This window comes from Rubinisphaera margarita (assembly GCF_022267515.1).
GTDB classification, from domain to species: Bacteria; Planctomycetota; Planctomycetia; order Planctomycetales; family Planctomycetaceae; genus Rubinisphaera; species Rubinisphaera margarita.
The window spans coordinates 56,541-75,723 of record NZ_JAKFGB010000021.1 but is presented as its reverse complement, the minus strand read 5'-3'; the positions used below and the strand labels follow the sequence as shown (position 1 = coordinate 75,723).

Here is a 19,183-nt window from a genome sequence, read left to right as displayed (position 1 = left end):
GCAGGAAGGGCGATCAGCGATGAGGCGAGCAAAGAAGCCTGCCGATGAGGTGGCTCCCTCGGAACTCCAGAGGCTGCGGGCGGACGCTACTCTTCCGGCAGAGCTTCGAGAACGCGGCCGATCGTTTCGTTCAGATAGGGATAGACCGAGACATCGCCGGGGCTCGGGCCCATTCGGACGATCACCAGATCTCGAGAGGGAATGACCATTGTCACCTGCCCCATGAAGCCGGCGGACCAGTAGGTGTCTTTGGGGACGCGATCCATACGCGGCGGAAGATTCAGCCAGAACATGCCGCCGTAATTCTTTGAAGCGTCGGCCGGGGCGGGCGTCGCGACGAATTCGGACCATCCTTCCGGCAGAATTCGCTCCCCCTGCCAGACGCCATCGTTGAGATAAAGCAGTCCAAACCGGACCCAGTCGCGAGCGGAAAGGTAGTCGTATCCGGAGAGGATGAAGTTGCCCCAGGCATCGGTTTCCAGGACTGCACTGCGAATGCCAATCCGATCGAACAGCGCACGTTGTGGAAAGGTGAGATAGTCTTCGCCCTCGGCTTCCACGGTATCGTGAACAATTCGTCCCAGGCTGAGCGGATCGCTGTTGAGGTACGAGTTTCGCGTCCCCGGCGGCACCTTGAGTGGCTGGTTGACGACATGATCGAACACATTGATCGAGTCGAAGTAAACCCGCATATGTTCGTTGTCGGCGATGAGGGATTCCGGTCCCCGGAAACCCAGATTCGTGAAGTCGAGCCCACTGCTCATCTGCAACAGGTCCCGGATGCGAATCTCTTTGCGAGGGTCGTCTGCTCCCTGCCACTCGCTGATGGGGGCAGGCTGATCGAGTTCGAGAAGCCCCTGCTGGATCAGGATGGCAATCAACGTGGCGGTGATGCTCTTCCCCTGCGACCAGCTGATCTGGGGCGTGTCCTTCGTCCAGCCCGGTGCGTAGCGTTCGCCGATAATCTTGCCGCGATAAGCGACGACGAATGCCCGGGTATTCTGATCATCCTGTTCCATGGCCCAGTCGAGTGCAGCAACCACGGCTTCCGTATCGACTCCGGGCACCGGATCTGTTGCTCCCTGATCGCCCATTGGCCATGCCGTGCTGGCTGCATCGGGGAGGTTTCGCGGCACGGCAACCGGTTGAAAGAAGACGTCGCTGGCTCCGCGGGGAAGAATCGAACTTCCCTGATCGCCGGTGTAACGGGCGCTTCGCGGGGGAGCCCCGGGAGCCGTTACGGTGACGATGCGGTTCTCTTCATCAACTTCGTATTCGAAATCGTCGGCCCAGCCGAAATACGAGAAGGGAGCGATGTCCTGAGCGAGCACCTCTTCCGGCGTCCGCTGATATTCGCGTCCGACAACCCACAATCCCGAACAGAGATGATGGGCGCAGATCGCCGCACGAAACTCCAGATTCTCCCGACGTGCAGCCTCTTCGGAACTCGCTCCCCCGACCGGTTCCTCCGCGTGGAGGGTCGTCGTTGAAAGCGTGATCAGGAAGAGACAACTCAGCCAGGTGACTGATCGAAGAAGCCTGTTAAATTTCATTGCCCGGTTGCCTTTCTCAAATAGCGAGCGAGCGGCCGTGCGAGCGCCATCCACTTTTGTGGACTCTCGACGTGTTGGTCAAAGCCGCTACCGGGCCAGCATAATCAGGCAAACAGCTCAGCGACAGGCTGACCGCCCTCGGTAATGGGCACCGGGCGAGAACCATCGTGCTGGTCGTCGCCGGTTGACGTGGACGGACTCGATAGCGGATATTTGGTGAAACCCGGCCAATGATCGTCATTGTCGATCCCGTTCCAGTTCGAGAGGACAGCTCATTTCCATGAAACGGCACCTGTGGAGTTTCGTTAAGCGTGCGATGGTCGTTCTCTGGCTGGTGATGAGTTCCGCCTGTCAGGCCGAAGAGCCAATCAGAGCCGCTGTTTTCAAAGGGGACGGGGTTGGCCAGAGCGTCGAGGATCTTCTTCAGGCTCTCGAACAGAATGAAGATCAGATCGTCGTCGGTCGAATCACGGCTGATCAGATCAGAGAGGGTGGCCTTGCCGATTTCGATGTTCTGATCCATCCCGGCGGAAGCGGCAGCCGGCAGGGAAAGGCACTCGGTCAACAGGGGCGAGAAGAGGTCCGCCGTTTCCTCCGCAGCGGCGGAGGCTTTCTCGGCGTGTGTGCAGGCAGCTACCTGGCAACGAACCAGTATTCATGGTCGTTGAACCTGATCGACGCCAAAGTGGTTGATCGCCGTCACTGGGCCCGGGGCAACGGAACCGTTGAGCTTCAGCTTTCTCCCACGGGAGCCTCGTTCTTTGGTCACGTCCCGAAGACTCTGGAGATTCACTACGCACAGGGACCTTTGCTGGCTCGTCGAGAATGGGATGATCCGGCCGTCCCGGACTATCAGAGTCTGGCCTGCTTCAACACAGAAATCGCCAAGAATGGTGCTCCTGAGGGGATCATGGTCGGCACCTCGGCCATCGTTCGAGCCAACTACGGCTCCGGCCGCGTTTTCTGCTTCTCGCCGCATCCCGAGCTGACCGACGGACAGGAGTCGATGATCAACCACGCCGTCCACTGGCTGGTGGGACTGGCCGACGAGCAGGCCGTTGAGTTCGATGGCATCACCCCGATTGTACGACGCCACTTCCCCTCCGCTTCCCCCGGTGGCGTCGCCGTCCTGGTGACCGAACGCGGGAACGTGCTTCATCGGAAAGCTTACGGCTTCGTAAAAGGACGACGATTGACGACTCACACTCCGCTGAGTCTGGCCTCGGTCACCAAGCAATTCGCCGCGATGTGCGCCGCGATGCTTATTGAAGAGAACAGGCTCGACCGCGAGCAGACGGTCTCTCACTATTTGCCGGAACTCGAATTGCCGTCGCAGGGCCGAGCCATTCTCGTGAAAGACCTGCTGTACCACACGAGCGGTCTGCCCAACTTCATTAAAGCGGAAGAAAGAGCGTCGATTGCGGAGTTCAAATGTGAGCACGGGCTCGATTTCCTGACCAACAAAACGCACGCGGAATGGCTGACGACCATGGACCTCCGGCGTCCTCCCGGCCAGGAACATGAATACACCAACTCCGGGTATGTGCTGCTGACGCGAATTATCGAAGAGGTTACCGGCGAGTCCTTCCACGACTTCCAGAAGCGACGCATCTTTGATGTTCTGGGCATGACGGAAACGACCGACAGTACACGATTCAACGGCTCTGGAAACATGCGGACCACTCTCGTGGACTATACGAAATGGGATCGAGCTCTCTGGGAGCAGGATCCTCGAATTCTTTCGCCGGCGGGTTATGAAATGCTCTTTCAGCAAGGACTTCTCGACGATGGCACGCCCGTCGATTACGGATTTGGCTGGAGGCTGAAATACAGAGACGGCGAGCTGTTGATTGCCGAACATGGCGGAGTCGGCAGTGGAACGACAGCGGCTCGAAACCTCATCCGACGTCATTTTGACGAGGGAATCACCATCGCTATTTTCGCTCAGGAGAACCCCGAACTGGGCCGCGCGGACAGGGCCCGGTTCGCCAGCGAACTCTACGAGTGTGTCCTCAAACGACCAGAATGAGCTCAGTCCGCGACTCCCTCGCGAACGAGCCCGGAGGTGGACCGAACCCGTCGACGTCAAACATCACGGAAAGACCGCATTCGCCTGTTCCTGAATCTCAGGATTCTCAGACTCTTTCAACTGCTGTTGAACAGACGGCTCGATCATTTCAGAAGCCAGTGAACCCTTCTTCAAAGCCTGCAGAACGGCAAACGCCCGCTGATCGGTGCGGATCAGTGCTTCGGCGGCGAGCTTTCGATTCCGCGGCGTCAAATCTGGCAGCGCCTCGATCAGAGCCTGAGTCGTCTCAGGCACATCGATATCCCCCAGTCCGCTGACGGCTCCCATCTGCAACTCAGCCTGCTTCGGATCGGTAAGGTAGCGTTTCAACTGCTGTTGACACTTCTCATAATCGAGCATGGCGATCATACGCAGAGCATCGTAGCGGGTTCCCGACTTGATGGTCGGATCATCGGCCATCCTGCTGGCGGCATGCAGAGACTGTCTCCAGCGGACTTCCAGCGGAGGAGAAGACTTCAGGATCTGTTCGATGCGTTCGCGGGGCCATTCGCCGGCGATCGTCAGTCCATTGATGATGCCCCCGCCGAGAACAACCGCCTGCCAGCATTGCAGCGGTTCTCCAAACCCCGGCAGCGACGCGGCCAGCAACCGTTCCAACTCCTCGCCTTGATTCCTCTTCCCGACCGCAAACGCCTGTCGCCAGATCTCCGGGATGTGGCGATATTCATCGGGCGTTCCGACCTCGACATCCGCCACGAGCGACCTGATGGTCGCCACCGGATCGACTTCCGGTTCGGATGGTTTCGTTTCCGCTGAACTGACCGGAACCCCCTCATGCTGATCGCTGGCCACGGTATTCGACAAGGAAATCTCGGAGAGGAACAGCCAGTGTCCGGTACTCTGGAAATCGATCCGCACGAATCGAGCCGTCTGCTCCGGCAGCTTGATCTCAATCACCCGGCGGTCGATCTCGTAAAGCCCCAGGCCATCCGGATGATCATCGAAGTCCGAAAACTGCACCGCATTCCCGAACTCCTGCCCGTTGTTGCTGAAGGAAATCTGGATCGAACGGGGGGCATGAATCGAACCGGGCTCGTGATTGACGCCATACACAATCCGCAGTGATTGCACCGTCGTCTTCTTCCCCAGGTCGAGTTCAATACGCGGCTGAGGTTGTTCCCCGGCAAACCGAAATCCGACCCACTGTCCGTCGTTGAAGCGGTCGGTTCCATTCATGCGGTCGACCAGCTTCAGTTTCGCCGGCTCATCCGGGTAGGTGGCGTCCGGCTTGACGATCCCCGCGTATTTGTAGCTCAGCGGTGCACTGTGCTCCTGCAGATACACCAGCAGATCGGCCATCGCAGCCGGAGGGATGTCCCGTTCGAGCCCTTCGGGCATCAGCGACTTGCCGGTGTTGATCAGCCCGTCGATCTGCGACCGGAGGACTGTCAGCACCTTTCCCTGCTGAGCCTTAAGGGTGATGCTGTTGCTCTGCTCGGAGACGAGAATCCCCGTATTGAGCTTTCCGTCGTCAGTCACTGCAACATAGGACGCGTACCGGCCATCGATGGCTTTGTTTGGATCCAGAATCGCCGTCAACAGAAACGACTTCGACTGATCGGTCAACGCAGCCAGATCCGGGCCGACGGCGTGTCCGTTCCCATCGAGGCGATGGCAGCTGGAACACTGCTTCTCAAAAACCAGCCGTCCTCGCTCCCGGTCCCCCTGCTTCAGATCGATCGACTGATACTGCTTGAGGACCTGCTCCCGGCTGGCACTGCTGGCAGCCGAAAAGAGCTTCTGAGCCCGCTGTTTGATCTCGGTATTCTGATGATCGAGCAGTCGCTGGCGATTGGTCGAATCAATCTGCGGCGGGCGGACCTGTTTCTGTTCGACTCTGACCAGCAACTCCTTCGTCGTCGATTCCCGCAGAAGCAACTGATTCAAGACTTCCTGCTGCAAAGCGGGCGTGAACTGGCTCCAGTTCTCGAAAACCAGCGACAGAGCATCCGGGTTCTGAATCGCGATCAGGTTCGTCACGGCTGCAATCTGCAGCTTCAACGGGCTCTGCGGAGCAAGCAACTCGGAAGCGAACTCGAAGTCGTCTTGAGTCTGCTCAAGACTCAACAGGAACTCCAGCACCGCCACTCGCTGCTCAACAGACTGATCCGCGTCCGAGACCAGTTTCCGGGCACGCTCACTCAGAACTTTCAGTTGTTGCTGAAACGCTTCCGACTGGTCTTCCGCATTGGAACGAGGGGACTGCATCAACTTCGCCAGCTCGGTCCACTCCCAGGTTCGAACGTTCGGGTTGGAGACAGCGTGAGCTGTCAGCTGACCGGCAATCTCATTCAGAACCGCAGGCTGGTTTGCGGCGACAGCCATCCCCGTCAGCGCCTTGAGCACCGGCAACAGCTTTGGATTTTCAGAAACTTGAGGCAACAGATTCGCGATCGCGGAGGGCAGCCGGGCCGGCTCAAAGCTCGTGAGCACGGCTGAGCGAATATAAACGTTGTCGGCGTGCTCTTGCATGAGGTTCAACAGGGCGACAGTCGCCCTCTCCCCATTCAGTTCTCCCAGCGAATAGGCCAGTTGCAGCAGAACCGCAACGTCCTGCTCATTCCCGGTCTGTCCCAGCACCGCATTCGCCAGTTCCGGCGACTCATTCAGGAATGGTTCGGCGAGCCGGATCGCAGTCCGACGCACTGCCGGATCGTGGTCGCTAATCCGAGGCCGTAGCAATTTTGCGTCGAGTGCCTGCAGCGTATTCAGTGTCCACAGTGCCTGGAGCCGGGCGGCGGGGAACTCGGCGTTTGTGGCAATCTGCCTTAATACAGGGGCGGCACTCTGGTCCTTTCGGAAGCACAACTCCTGTTGAACCATGTCCCGCAAGGTTCCGTTTTGACTTTCCATCAGACTCGCCAGTTCCGGTGTATCGAGCTGTTTCAAATTGGGAATCGGCTTGAGTTGCTGCCCTTTTCGTGTGACGCGGTAGATCCGCCCGCGCGTCTCGCCCGCCCGGACATTCAACTCCTGCACCGACTCTGGCGAGAGAAACTTGGGATGTTCGATGAGATAACGGTACATATCGACGATCAGCAGCGAACCATCGGGAGCCGTCCGCATCTGAACGGGACGAAACCAGTTGTCGGTTGAAGACAAAAACTCCCGATCCTGCTCCTCATCCGCTCGATAGCCAGCGAACGTCACACCTTCAGGTTGAAGGATTCTGCGGTGTACCAGTTGATTGACCGGCTCACAGACGAACGCGTTGCCGTAGAAAGCCTGCCCGAGAGCGACGTCGCGGTAGAGCCCCAAACCACAGGCCGAAGTCGGTCGGCCGCGTTGTCCACTCAAGTGGAACTGAACCAGTTCTCCTACCGGATACAGCTGACTGGCATCGGGGCCTCGGGGGACGGCTACTTCCGCCGGCGGAGAGACGACGTACGGATTCTTGCGATAATACGATTCCTCCACCGGGTAGTGCAGACAGAGGCTTCCATTGCGGCAACCGAACCACGCTCCAGAGTCGTCACGGACTCGTCCCTGCTGAGTCCGACCACTGACCGGTTCCAGTTCCCCCGTGTCAGGTCGAAACCGAAAATCGCGATTGGTGACATTCACCGTCTGCCCGTTGAATGACTCAATCACCCCTCCGAACAGTCCGCCCGAAGCGTACACCCAGTCGTCGAGGCCGGGGGCCAGACTGTTGACCCGGGCCTGATAGTTGTGCGTCGCAAAGCCGGTCAGCACCGTCTGCCTGACGTCCGCCTTTCCGTCGCCATCCGTATCTTCCGCGTAGAGGACATCGGGAGCCGTGCAGACGAGGATGCCCTGCTTCCAGACCATCAATCCGGTCGGAAATGCGAGACCCTCCAGGAAAACGGTCGCCTGATCGTAGACTCCATCCTGATCGAGGTCTTCCAGGAATTTGACAACGCCCCCCGGCGCGAGATTCCCATCGATCCCCTCCGGGTAGTCTCGCATTTCGACCACCCAGAGTTTGCCGTCCGGTCCGAACTCAACGGCTACAGGGTCGACGACCAGCGGCTCTGCCGCCACGACTTCGACCTGCAGGTCGTCGGCAACATTCATTCGAGAGATCGATTCTTCCGGACTGAGCGGGCGTTTGCCGCCGGTCTGGCTCACATCGTCAGACGGCTGATAATTGGCGGGAATCTGCGACGCGACCGCCTTCAGGATCTTCTCTTCCAGTCCAGGGGCGAAGGGGCCGGGAAGATCGTACCAGACCATTGCGTTCCGCCCTTCATAGCCCCCTTCTGCCAGTACACGTTCCGAAGGAATGTAACAGGGGACATCATTCGCATACGCCGAAACCCAGAGCTTCTCTCCATACTTTCCCTTGATGGCCAGCGAATAGTCGACGACCACCTCGCCTCCGAGAAACACCATCGCCAGATCGTCGCCGAAGATCCAGGATTGCACGGGATACTCGATCTCGTCCGGCAACGATTCTCCCTGCTCGAGACGTTTCAGATTCTTCCGCGCGTGATACCCGGTGATTCCCGGCTGTTGAGCACGAGCTTTCCATTCGTCCTCGGTGGGCAGAGTTGCCAATGGCAGCGTGATCTCTTCGCCTCGTGTCATCAGGTCGCCAGTGATCGCTGTCAGCCCCGTCTGCAGACGTCGACGGACCGCATCGACAATCCCCCGGCCGTTGACTCGGGCGGCTCCCTGGTCGTCTCCGCGGACTTTCGGATTCTGGTCGGCGCCACAACCGATGGCGACCATGGCCATGCTGGTCGGGAACTCAGCTTCGATCCCTTCAACAGCACACCCGGCCCAGTCCCCAGACATAAATGGGACCGGCGAAAGCGACGTGCAGTGACAGGCATAGTTGACCAGAATCGCCCGAGGCTCGCCCTCCGGACTCCGGATGACCAGGATCGGAACATCGTGATCGACAGGCCCAGCCTCCTGCCTGCGATTCTTTGCGAAGCTTGCGGTGCTGACTCCCCATTCGAGGTACGCCGGCTGTGCATCCGCAATGGCCCGTTCAGCAACCTGTGTCAGGTTCGTCGCAAGGTCCTGCGTGTAGCGGGCGATCACTGCCTGCTCGTCGGACGTCAAATCCTTGGTGAAGAGATTGGGCAATACTCCGGTGAGCATCGGAGCCGAGTGGGTGTGCGTCGAACAGACAACCAGGTCAGCAGCGGTTGTCCCATGTTCTGCGTTCAGTTTCGCGACGACCTGCTTCGTGACAGCAGCCGGAACGCCGCAACTGTCCACGGTGATGAGAACCCGGGGCCGTCCCTGCGGATCGAGCACCGCAATGCCGCGCGCCCAAAGCCGCTGCTCGACCCGATCGAACAGCCTTGACCCCCGAGCCGCATAGCCGCTCAAGGGCACCGGATACTCCGGAGTGATATCAACCCTGGCGATTCCCACCGGAAATGTTCTTGCGTCTTCAGCCTGGCAGAACGCCAGAGGAACACCGCAAACCGCCAGGATCAGAAGCAGCCAAAATACACGCACAGGCTCAGGTCCTATTCGAGAAACAGTCTGAATGGCGAGCGCCGGCCACAGTATGACACGCACAGTCAAAGAGGATCAATCCAGCGAAGCATGCTTCCATTCAACTTTCCCACATCGAAACCACAGCGACACATTTTGCCGCGCCCGACCATCTTCACTTGCTCGTGTGCGAAATAAACTGGCATTCTTCTTCGAGTTTGGGCACTCGCGAGGACAACCTCGGCCGAGACAGCGATTCAAACTTCACGGCTCGCAAAATCATCGCTTTCAGATAGTGCTTGATTGCAGCGTAAAAAGTCGGTTGAGTCCCAGAACTCGGGACGAAAGCCCGTCTGCCTGTCTCCCGCGACACTCTCAGCGGCACGTTCTTTGCAACAGAGCATTTCGACAGAAGAAGCTGTGTTCCCCCCTGTTGACGACTGCCCGACGAGCACTCGCGTTAGAAGTCCTCTCGCCTTACCTTCCACTGGAACAACAGGACGCAATCATGAACTATTCATCCGAAGTCAGCTCTTTTCGTCCCCCTCTCAAACCCAGGATCGCTCCGAGATCGATCCGAGCCTTCACCCTGATTGAACTTCTCGTAGTGATCGCGATCATCGCGATACTTGTCGCTCTGCTACTTCCCGCCGTGCAACAGGCTCGCGAAGCAGCTCGCCGTTCCTCCTGCAAGAACAATATGAAGCAGATTGGCCTGGCGCTGCACAATTACCACGACACGCACTCCAAGTTCCCCTACTCCAGTGCCAACAATGCCATGGTCTGGAAGCAGACCGGAGATCAGATCCTGAATCAATCGGGCTGGACGATGTTGCTGCCGTATCTGGAGCAGTCTGCTCTCTACGATCAGTTCGACTTCACGGCCGCCCAGCGTGACAGTCTTTTCAGCGGATGGTCTTCCACCAGTTCCGGAACCGTGATGGGATCGGTTGCGGCCATCGCCGCCAACGCGGAACTGACCAAGAAAACGATCGATGTCTTCCAGTGCCCAAGTGATGCCAATGCTGAGACCTACAACTCCGCGACGTCCTACTATGGCTGTGGTGTCTCGGGCAGCGCGATGACCAACTACGGGTTCAGTGTCAGCCGTGGCACGGGTCCCTGGGACTTGTGGGGTAACGAATCAACGACCACAAGAGCTCTCTTCGGAGAGAACTCCAATTCCGAGATCTCGATGATCAAAGATGGCACGAGCAACACGGTGATGGTCTGCGAAACGACCCGTCGCGTGCGGGACGGAACGGGGAACTACTGGGGATGTAGCGTTTACGCCGGCAACGGGGTCAACCTGGCTCACAGCCGCGGTATCAACTACTGGCTCTGCTGTTCCTGGTCTCCGCCGATGACGGAGCAGTCCGGCGTTCTCGGATCGTACAGCATGCCCGGAAGTTCTCATCCCGGCGGATGCATGATCCTTCTGGCCGATGGAGCCGTCCGTTTCATCAGCGAGAATATCGACTCCACGACCCGCACCCGACTCTCCCGAATTCAGGACGGACAGCCACTCGGCGAACTCTGAATTGGAGACGCCTTTTTCCGATGTTCCATCGCTCACGGGTGCTGCCATTCGTGAGTGATGGAATCGCTTCTCTCAATCCTGCTTCCTTTGCCCCTGGTGGAACGACATGAGTGCCTGCTCTCGTACGACGTGGACAGTGACGCACACATCTGCGTTGCTCATCTCGGTCACGCTTCTTTCGCTTTCCGGATGCGGAAGCTCGGAGGCTGGTCCCGGCATTGAAATGATTCCGGTCTCGGGAACCGTAATGATGGATGGCAAGCCACTCGTCGGAGCGATGGTTGAGTTTCACCCCACCGGCAACACGGGCGGTAATGGAGGGTTCGGCCTGACCGACGAAGCCGGTCAGTTTACGTTGTCCGACTATCACTCGAATCCCGGTTGCCCACCGGGAGAATACGGTGTCACGTTCTCCAAGATCACCCAGCCGGATGGCTCGCCGATCCCCCCCGATGCCCAGCGAGGTCAGGTCCCGATGGAAGAACAGATTCCACCGGCTTACAACCTGTTCAAGCCTCATTCCATCATCCAGGCAGCCACCGTGCAGGCGCCGGAATCAACCTTCGAATTCGAGCTCGATTCCAACTTCACGCCGCCCCGATCGTTCTTCCGCGAATAGCGTTGAGGCACGTCAGCTTCCTCCCTTGCCAGTGCCAGACGGCCACAGAACCGACCTGCCCGGGACCGCGGAGTTGAAGCGTCGAACACGGCCTTCTTCGGCGAGTTGACTGTCCCCGATCGCATCAGTCACCGACCGGGAATCTCCCAGCTCCAACCGCGTAGCTGCGTCCCGATCGGCAGGCCCGATCACTGGAATGATTCCGCAAGCAATCATTTCCACTGCTGGGCATTCTGCCCCTCTGCTTCTTCTCGTAACATGAGGCTGCTCCCGACTTCCCGCCTGCACTGGACGTTCCGGAAACGGGGTCCTACCTTGATAGGCTGGATGATCTTCAGGAGAAAGAGAGCCCAATCGCGACGTTGAACCGATCGACCGCGATCGTACTCCATCGCTGAACCACAACGAGAAACGGATGAACCGCCAATGAACAACGATGATCGGATAAGCAGACGAAGCCTGTTGAAGAGCGCAGCGATTGGCGTGTCGAGCGTCGCGGCTGGGACGTTTGTTGCCACCGAGAGCCGGGCCAAAACGCCCGACGTTTCCGCCGCTCAGGTTCCGGTCAAGCTCCGCAGTCCCGACTACCCCCGCTTTCGCGGCCCCTTTCCGATTCTCTCGACTCCCTACACCGACTCCGGCGCGGTCGACTTTGAAGTTCTAGCCAGATCGGCACGATTCGTCGACTGGTGCGAGAGTCCCGGAGTGATCTGGCCACAGTCCAATGACAGCATCGACCTGCTGACGCGCGACGAGAAACTGGAAGGAATGGAGACGCTCGCCCGAACGTCTCGGAACATGAAAACGACAGCCTTGTGTCTTGGAGTTCAGGGCAAAGATACCGATGACATGCTCGTTTATGCCCGCCACGCGAAACAACTGTCGTCAACTGCCATTATTTCACGACCTCCCGATACCGGTAAGACACAGGATGACCTCCGACAATACTGGCGAGCTCTGGCTGAAGTCATCACCGATCGCCCCGTGATGATTCAGACGCACGGCCGCCGTGGAGCGGCTACCCCCTCCACAGAGCTGCTGATCGAACTCGGAAAAGAGTTCCCGAACTTCGGTTACGTGAAAGAAGAGTCGAGTCCGGTCATCCCTCGCATTCGCGCTCTCCTGGCTTCCCCTTCCATCCGGAGTGTCTTCAGCGCACGCGGCGCTTATGGCTGGCTGTATGAATCTCGGATTGGAACCGAAGGGCTTGTCACCGAACGCAGCGTGTATGCCGACGTTCTCGCGAAAATCTGGAAACTGATGCAGAGCGGATCCGATCCAGAAGCTCTCAAAGACATGTACGCGAAGCTGACCTTGATGTTCAACCTGCAGCACACGCATCCGGGGAATCTGCGGGGCTACAATCTTCACCTGCTGAAGCTGCGTGGCGTCTTCCGCAATACGGTCTCGCGCGAATACGGACCAGGCAACAGCATCCCCGACAAACCGATCGTTCGCGATTTGAGTCTGTCGCCGGACGAGATTGCCGAGATCGAATGGCGCTGGCAGTCGCTGAAACCGTACCTGAAACCCGGCACGTTTGAAGGGTGATTCCAGTGCGATTGATGATGCCAGCGTTTGCCCTTCTCGTCGTCTTTCTGCTCGTACCGCTTCTCGGGATCGAAGCGGCTGAGACGAAGCCCAACTTTGTGCTCATCGTCGCTGATGATCTCGGCTATGGCGACCTCGGATGTTATGGCGGCGATAGCCCTCAAACGCCCCACATCGACCGACTGGCGCGAGGCGGTTTGCGTTTCACTGATTTCCATTCCGCCGGCGCAATGTGCAGCCCGACGCGTGCCTCACTGATGACCGGCCGGTACCCGCAACGATTCGGCCCGATTTTCGACGCCGCACTTTCCGGAACGACTCAACGCGATCGCGGTCTTCCCCTTGAGGCAACCACAATCGCCGAGTTGCTCCGGGAAGCCGGGTACGTCACCGGTTGTTTCGGCAAATGGCACCTTGGCTACCAGCCGCCGTTGCTGCCGACGAATCAGGGTTTCGACATCTTCCGCGGCCTCGTTTCCGGCGATGGAGACTTCCATACACAGATCGACCGTTCCGGCAACGAGGACTGGTGGCACAACAACCGAGTCGAAATGGATGAGGGCTACACCACCGATCTGCTGACCAAGTACAGCGTCGACTTCATCGCGGCTCATCACGAAGAGCCGTTCTTTCTCTACCTGCCGCATCTTGCAATCCACTTTCCGTGGCAGGGACCGGAGGACCCGCCTCATCGAACGGCTGGCCGAAGCTGGCATCAGGACAAGTGGGGTGTGATTCCCGATCGCGGCAACGTGCGGCCGCATGTCGAGGCCATGATCGAATCGCTTGATGCCAGCGTCGGAGCGATCGTCGAAACACTCAATCAATGGGAACTCACACAAGAGACAGTCGTTATTTTCACATCGGACAACGGCGGTTATCTGACCTACGGCAAAGACTTCAGGAACATCTCCAGCAATGGCGAATGGCGCGGCCAGAAAGCGCAGCTGTACGAAGGCGGCCATCGCGTTCCGATGATCGTTTCCTGGCCGGGCCGGATCGCCCCGGGAGTGACAGACGAACTCGTCCATTCCAACGACCTGCTTCCGACGATGCTCAGCCTGATCGATGAGCCGGCCGTTTCGTCCGATGGAATCGATCTCGCTTCGTTATGGATCGAACGCGAACCACTCCCGAAACGTGATTTATTCTGGCGATCGGGATCACAACTCGCCGTTCGAAGCGGCTCCTGGAAACTCGTCGCATCGCGGAAAGAGGGTGCGAAACCGGAGCTCTACAATCTGGACGACGATCCCGGTGAACAACGAAACGTCGCGACGCAGTATCCGACAATCGTGAAGAAACTCAGCGACGCCTGGTCTCAATGGGACGCCGACGTCGACCTCAGTTCAATGGAGTACAGCCGATGAGAATCGCCCTTGCGATTGCGATGATCTGCCTGTCCTGTTTCTCGACAACGGGCAAAGCCTCTGACGTCAGGACCCCCAACATTGTCTTCATCATGGCGGATGATCTGGGCTATGGCGATCTCGGCTGCTACGGGCAGAAGCTGATCCAGACGCCCCATATCGATCGACTGGCAACGGAGGGAATACGGTTCACCCAGGCCTATGCAGGTGGTCCCGTGTGTGCTGCCTCGCGAGCCGTGCTGATGACCGGACTGCACAATGGCCACGCTCCGGCTCGCGACAATGTCCCACATTACTCGAGCTATCTTCAGGACGAGGACGTCACAATCGCTGAGGTCCTCAAGCAGGCCGGTTATCGCTGTGGCGGCGTCGGCAAGTGGTCACTCGGGGACGCCGGCACCGTGGGACGGGCGACGAATCAGGGCTTTGACACCTGGTTCGGTTACCTCAATCAGGACCACGCTCACTATTACTTCACCGATTACCTCGACGACGATGAAGGACGCCTGGAGCTACCCGACAACCACAAGAGCCGAAGCAGTTACAGCCACGACCTTCTCACGGAGCGGGCGTTAAAGTTCATTCGAGAGGCCAAACAGGACACCCCCTTCTTCCTCTACGCGGCTTACACCCTGCCCCACTTTTCTTCCAAAGACGAGGATGAGCACGGACTCGCGGTCCCGTCGACGGAGCCGTATTCGAATCGTGACTGGGATGAGCGATCGAAGAAGTACGCCGCGATGGTCCATATGCTTGATCGGGACGTGGGTCGAATTGTCGACCTTATCGACAAGCGGGGGCTGCGTGAGAACACGCTGGTGATCGTGACCAGCGATAATGGCGGTCATGCAACGGTCTGGAAGGACTTCAACACCAGTGGGCCCCTCCGAGGTTACAAGCGGGATCTCACCGAAGGTGGCATTCGAGTGCCTTTCATCGCGAGGTGGCCGGAGACGATTCCCGCGAACGAGACAAGCAACGCGGTCATCGCGTTTCAGGATATGCTGCCGACCTTCGCCGAGCTGGCGGGAGTCGAAGCACCAGACGAAATCGACGGCCAGTCGATTGTCGAGGCACTAACAGGCGAGCCGATGCAACGAGCCGGTTATCTCTACTGGGACTACGGCCACTGCCGACCACGCTACGACCAGGCTGTCCGCTGGAAGAACTGGAAGGGGATCCGACTCGGTCGAAGCAGCGACATTCAGCTCTACGACCTGAATGAGGACATCGGCGAAGAGCACGATGTCGCGACCAGTCACCCGGATATCGTCGAAAGAATCTCAGAGATCATGGCGTCCGCTCCGCGCCCCAGTGAGCAATATCCCATCGGAACGATTTACCGCGGCAAGCCGATCTGGAAGGCCGATCACTCGAAGTGAAAGCGGATCGTCTGCACGCCTCCCCTTGCGATAACGGCGGCTCCTCTTCTCCCTCCCACGTCGCAAATGCGATCGTTTCCGACGCAGGTTGTCTGAACTGACTGGCGACCGAAGCCCATGTGGAACGAACAGGAAACGGGTACGCTGTTGGCAACAACAGTCTTACATTGCTAAGATTGTCAGATTGTTGATGTATCCCATTCTCATCACGAATTCGTAGATTTTTGTGAATAAGTTTCGACGACTCGTCTCGCTGATTCTCGCCATGATCATTGGTTGTGGAGATTCCAGTGAACCATCCCCTCCGATTGGAATCGCTGCCCAGCTCTCTGGTCGACTCGAGTTGACTGGCTCAAGTACCATTGCTCCTCTGGTCACCGAGATCGCGAAGCGGTTCGAGTCGATGCACCCGGGCGTGCGAATCGATGTTCAGACGGGCGGAACCGGAAAGGGAATCGCAGATGTTCGCAATGGCACCGCGGACATCGGGATGGCGAGTCGTCCGTTAGCGGATGACGAACAGGACCTGACGATCCATCCGATCGCGGTCGATGGCGTGGGGATTATTGTTCACAAATCCAATCCTCTCCTTGAACTCACAACCGAGCAGATTATCGGGATCTACCAGGACAAAACGAACAACTGGAGTGACGTTGGCGGCCCCGACCTGCAGATCACTGCTGTGCATAAAGCAGAAGGTCGGGCAACGCTGGAAGTCTTTCTGGAGTATTTCGATCTTGAGAACCCGACGATTCGAGCCGATGTCATCGTGGGCGATAACGAACACGGCATCAAGACCGTCGCCGGAACAAGAGGGGCGATCGGGTACGTTTCCATTGGAACCGCTGAAGCGGATATTGAAGCGGGCGTTCCGATTCGGCTCTTCCCCCTGGCCGGTGTCGAGGCGACAACTCAGAATGTTGGCAATGGCTCCTTCCCGATGAGCCGACCTCTCAATCTGGTGACTGCGGATTCTCCGGGCGATCTGGCCAGTCGATTCATCAAGTACTGTCAGTCTGAGGAAGTTCATGACCTGGTGGTCTCGCAATACTTCGTCCCAGTCACGCCGTGATCTCGTTCTCGGGCTGATTTCAAGGACCAGTTCCGTCCTCTCGGCGACGGTTATCCTGCTGATCTTCCTCTTTCTCCTTCACGAAGCCTCCCCTGCTCTGGCGAAAGTCGGCATCAGTCGCTTCTTCACAGACACCGGCTGGCATCCGCTCTCGGCTCAGTTCAACATCGTGCCGATGCTCATGGGGACGATCCTCACCACCCTGGGAGCTGTCGTGATTGCCACACCGTTGGGGCTGGCCGCAGCGATCTACGGCCTGTACTTCGCACCACAAGGCCTTGCGATCTGGTATCGGCGGCTCATCGAACTCATGGCCGGAATTCCTTCAGTCGTGTTCGGGCTTTGGGGGCTGGTGAAACTGGCTCCATGGATCGGACAGTTCGGCGGCAGCGGTCAGAATCTCCTCACGGCCACCATCGTTCTCGCGCTGATGATTCTCCCGACCGTGATGTTGACGGCCTGGTCATCGATGGCGTCCGTTCCCCCGGAGTTACTTCGGGGAGGAGCGGCCCTGGGACTGAGAAACTGGTCCATCGTGAGAACAATCGTTCTCCCGGCGGCATGGGGAGGAATCGGTGTCGGGATTCTGCTGGCCACCGCTCGCGCTCTTGGGGAAACAATGGCCGTGCTGATGGTTGCGGGAAATGTCGTCGAGGTACCGACTTCGCTACTCGATCCCGTGCGAACCCTGACCGCGAATATCGCTTTAGAAATGGGTTATGCCACGAGCGCCCATCGCTCCATTCTGTTTGCCTCCGGTCTCATTCTGATGGGGCTTGTCGCCAGCGTCGCTGTCGTCGCCGAGCTGCGAAAGAGAAGTCCGCATGAACTCTGAGACCAGGAACGATCTCCTCTGGACCTCCCGCTCTCGCCGGTCCGCCCCACACCCGGCTGCCATGGTGACTGGAGTCGCGGCTCTGGTTGTAGCCGGCATGTTCGGATGGATTCTCACGGACATTCTCTACCATGGTCTCACTCAATTATCCTGGGCGTTTCTGACTTCCGAACCTCAAGATGCCGGTCGTCAGGGCGGCATCTCTACGATTCTCCTTTCCACGCTGATGATCCTCGCGATCACACTGGTCATCGTCGTTCCGGTCTCGCTGTCCACCGCGGTTGGGCTGGCGGAACGTCGTAGTCGTTCCGTGCGTTTCGACCGGATCACCAGACGTTCGCTGGATGTCCTTGCCGCCTGCCCTTCCATTGTGTTTGGCCTGTTCGGAAACGCGTTTTTCTGCATTTACCTGGGGATGGGATATTCGATTCTGGCCGGCGGGCTCACTCTGGCCTGCATGGTACTGCCGCTCCTGATTCGCACTTCAGAGCAGGCAATCCGGGCTGTGCCCGATGACTATCGCTACGCGGCGGCCAGTCTCGGAATGAGTCGCTGGACGACGCTGTTTCGCGTCGTGCTTCCAGCCGCTTTGCCGGCGATGGCAGCCGGTCTCGTTCTCAGCATTGGCCGGGCGCTTTCGGAAACCGCGGCTTTAATCTTCACGTCCGGCTATGTAACACGGAGCCCCGAATCTCTGTTCGATTCCGGACGGGCGATGAGCGTGCACATTTACGATCTGGCGATGAATGTTCCGGGGGGAAATCCGCGTGCGTACGCAACGGCCGCGACGCTGCTGATCGTACTCTTCGTGATCAACGGCATTGCAGTGCGGCTAACCTGCTTCGCCGGTGCGATGCAGAATCCGAGCCTGGAGGAGAACCATTGATTCAGGTTGAGTCGTTAAGCGTCTTCTACGGAGATCGCGTCGCAGTTCGAAACGCGACTCTCACCGCTCCGTCGGGCACAATCACGGCCATCGTCGGTCCCTCCGGCTGCGGCAAGAGTAGTTTTCTGTCTGCTCTGAATCGGATGACCGATCTCATTCCCGGTGCCCGCACCGAGGGAACGGTGCGAATTAACGGGGAGGAGACCTACGGCGATCACGTTTCCCCTGCCCGGCTGCGTCGTTCAATCGGCATGATCTTTCAGAAGCCGAATCCGTTTCCGTTGTCGATCCGTCAGAATCTTCAGCTGGCCCTCCGCGAGCATGGGGTTCGGCAACGCACAGAGCTGGAGTCGCGGACGGAAGTGGCGCTGCGGGATGTTGGACTCTGGGATGAGGTGAAGGATCGGCTCGATCATCCGGCGCTCCGTCTTTCCGGCGGCCAGCAACAGCGACTCTGCATCGCCAGGGCGATCATTCTGGAACCTCGGATTCTTCTACTGGACGAGCCGTGCAGCGCCCTTGATCCGATTGCATCCGCTCACGTGGAATCTTTGATTCAGTCGTTCAAAGGACGTTACACCATCCTCATTGTGACACATAACCTTGCCCAGGCCCGCCGACTCGCGGATCATCTCGCCGTTTTCTGGTACGAGCAGGAAGCGGGACAGATCATTGAGCAAGGTCCCGCCACCGATCTTTTCGACAGCCCGCAACACCCGACTGTCGCGGCTTACCTCGCGGGCCAGCGAGGATGAACTCCGGCCGCTCGGACTGCTGACTCGGACGTTCAACGAGAATCCAGACGTCCTCCATTCCTGTCGGATCCGACTCCGTGAATTGCTTCCTCTCCGCCTCTCATTCTTCGTTGCTT

General features: G+C 58.5%; 12 protein-coding genes. 10 read left to right on the top strand and 2 right to left on the bottom strand.

Annotated elements, in window-relative coordinates; genetic code table 11:
• Positions 1 to 86: 86 nt before the first annotated feature.
• Positions 87 to 1,553: a serine hydrolase domain-containing protein gene (locus L1A08_RS20195; RefSeq protein ID WP_238758346.1), complete on the bottom strand. Its 1,467-nt coding sequence runs from the start codon at positions 1,551 to 1,553 to the stop codon at positions 87 to 89.
• Positions 1,554 to 1,833: 280 nt separating this feature from the next.
• On the opposite strand from L1A08_RS20195, the gene L1A08_RS20190 reads away from it, so the two are divergent.
• On the top strand, positions 1,834 to 3,582 hold the full coding sequence (locus tag L1A08_RS20190; protein ID WP_238758345.1) for a serine hydrolase: 1,749 nt from the start codon (positions 1,834 to 1,836) through the stop codon (positions 3,580 to 3,582).
• Positions 3,583 to 3,645: 63 nt separating this feature from the next.
• Here the strand turns inward: L1A08_RS20190 and L1A08_RS20185 are convergent, their stop codons facing one another.
• Complete coding sequence (locus L1A08_RS20185) at positions 3,646 to 9,078, bottom strand: neutral/alkaline non-lysosomal ceramidase N-terminal domain-containing protein (RefSeq protein ID WP_238758344.1); 5,433 nt, start codon at positions 9,076 to 9,078, stop codon at positions 3,646 to 3,648.
• Between the two features lie 487 nt (positions 9,079 to 9,565).
• Between L1A08_RS20185 and L1A08_RS20180 the strand changes: the two genes are divergently transcribed.
• From L1A08_RS20180 to L1A08_RS20140, 9 genes are all read left to right on the top strand, one after another.
• Positions 9,566 to 10,597: a DUF1559 family PulG-like putative transporter gene (locus L1A08_RS20180; protein ID WP_238758343.1), complete on the top strand. Its 1,032-nt coding sequence runs from the start codon at positions 9,566 to 9,568 to the stop codon at positions 10,595 to 10,597.
• A gap of 106 nt (positions 10,598 to 10,703) precedes the next feature.
• On the top strand, positions 10,704 to 11,216 hold the full coding sequence (locus L1A08_RS20175; protein ID WP_238758342.1) for a carboxypeptidase-like regulatory domain-containing protein: 513 nt from the start codon (positions 10,704 to 10,706) through the stop codon (positions 11,214 to 11,216).
• Positions 11,217 to 11,678: 462 nt separating this feature from the next.
• The gene (locus tag L1A08_RS20170) at positions 11,679 to 12,767 is read left to right on the top strand and encodes a dihydrodipicolinate synthase family protein (RefSeq protein ID WP_238758341.1); all 1,089 of its coding nucleotides are present in this window, start codon (positions 11,679 to 11,681) and stop codon (positions 12,765 to 12,767) included.
• 14 nt (positions 12,768 to 12,781) lie between these two features.
• Positions 12,782 to 14,137 (top strand): sulfatase-like hydrolase/transferase, encoded by a 1,356-nt coding sequence (locus L1A08_RS20165; protein ID WP_238758340.1) that lies wholly within the window; start codon positions 12,782 to 12,784, stop codon positions 14,135 to 14,137.
• A complete protein-coding gene (locus tag L1A08_RS20160) occupies positions 14,134 to 15,519 on the top strand; it encodes an arylsulfatase (protein WP_238758339.1) in 1,386 nt (461 codons plus the stop codon). Before L1A08_RS20165 ends, L1A08_RS20160 begins: the two co-directional genes overlap by 4 nt.
• A 226-nt stretch (positions 15,520 to 15,745) precedes the next feature.
• Positions 15,746 to 16,591 carry a phosphate ABC transporter substrate-binding protein gene (locus tag L1A08_RS20155; protein ID WP_238758338.1) on the top strand — a complete coding sequence of 282 codons (846 nt, stop codon included), beginning with the start codon at positions 15,746 to 15,748 and terminating at the stop codon, positions 16,589 to 16,591.
• Positions 16,548 to 17,426 carry a phosphate ABC transporter permease subunit PstC gene (gene pstC, locus L1A08_RS20150; RefSeq protein WP_238758337.1) on the top strand — a complete coding sequence of 293 codons (879 nt, stop codon included), beginning with the start codon at positions 16,548 to 16,550 and terminating at the stop codon, positions 17,424 to 17,426. The genes L1A08_RS20155 and pstC overlap by 44 nt, the downstream gene beginning before the upstream one ends.
• On the top strand, positions 17,416 to 18,312 hold the full coding sequence (gene pstA / locus L1A08_RS20145; RefSeq protein ID WP_238758336.1) for a phosphate ABC transporter permease PstA: 897 nt from the start codon (positions 17,416 to 17,418) through the stop codon (positions 18,310 to 18,312). Before pstC ends, pstA begins: the two co-directional genes overlap by 11 nt.
• Positions 18,309 to 19,067, top strand: a complete 759-nt coding sequence (locus L1A08_RS20140) for a phosphate ABC transporter ATP-binding protein (protein ID WP_238758335.1) — start codon at positions 18,309 to 18,311, stop codon at positions 19,065 to 19,067. The genes pstA and L1A08_RS20140 overlap by 4 nt, the downstream gene beginning before the upstream one ends.
• Positions 19,068 to 19,183: the final 116 nt, after the last annotated feature.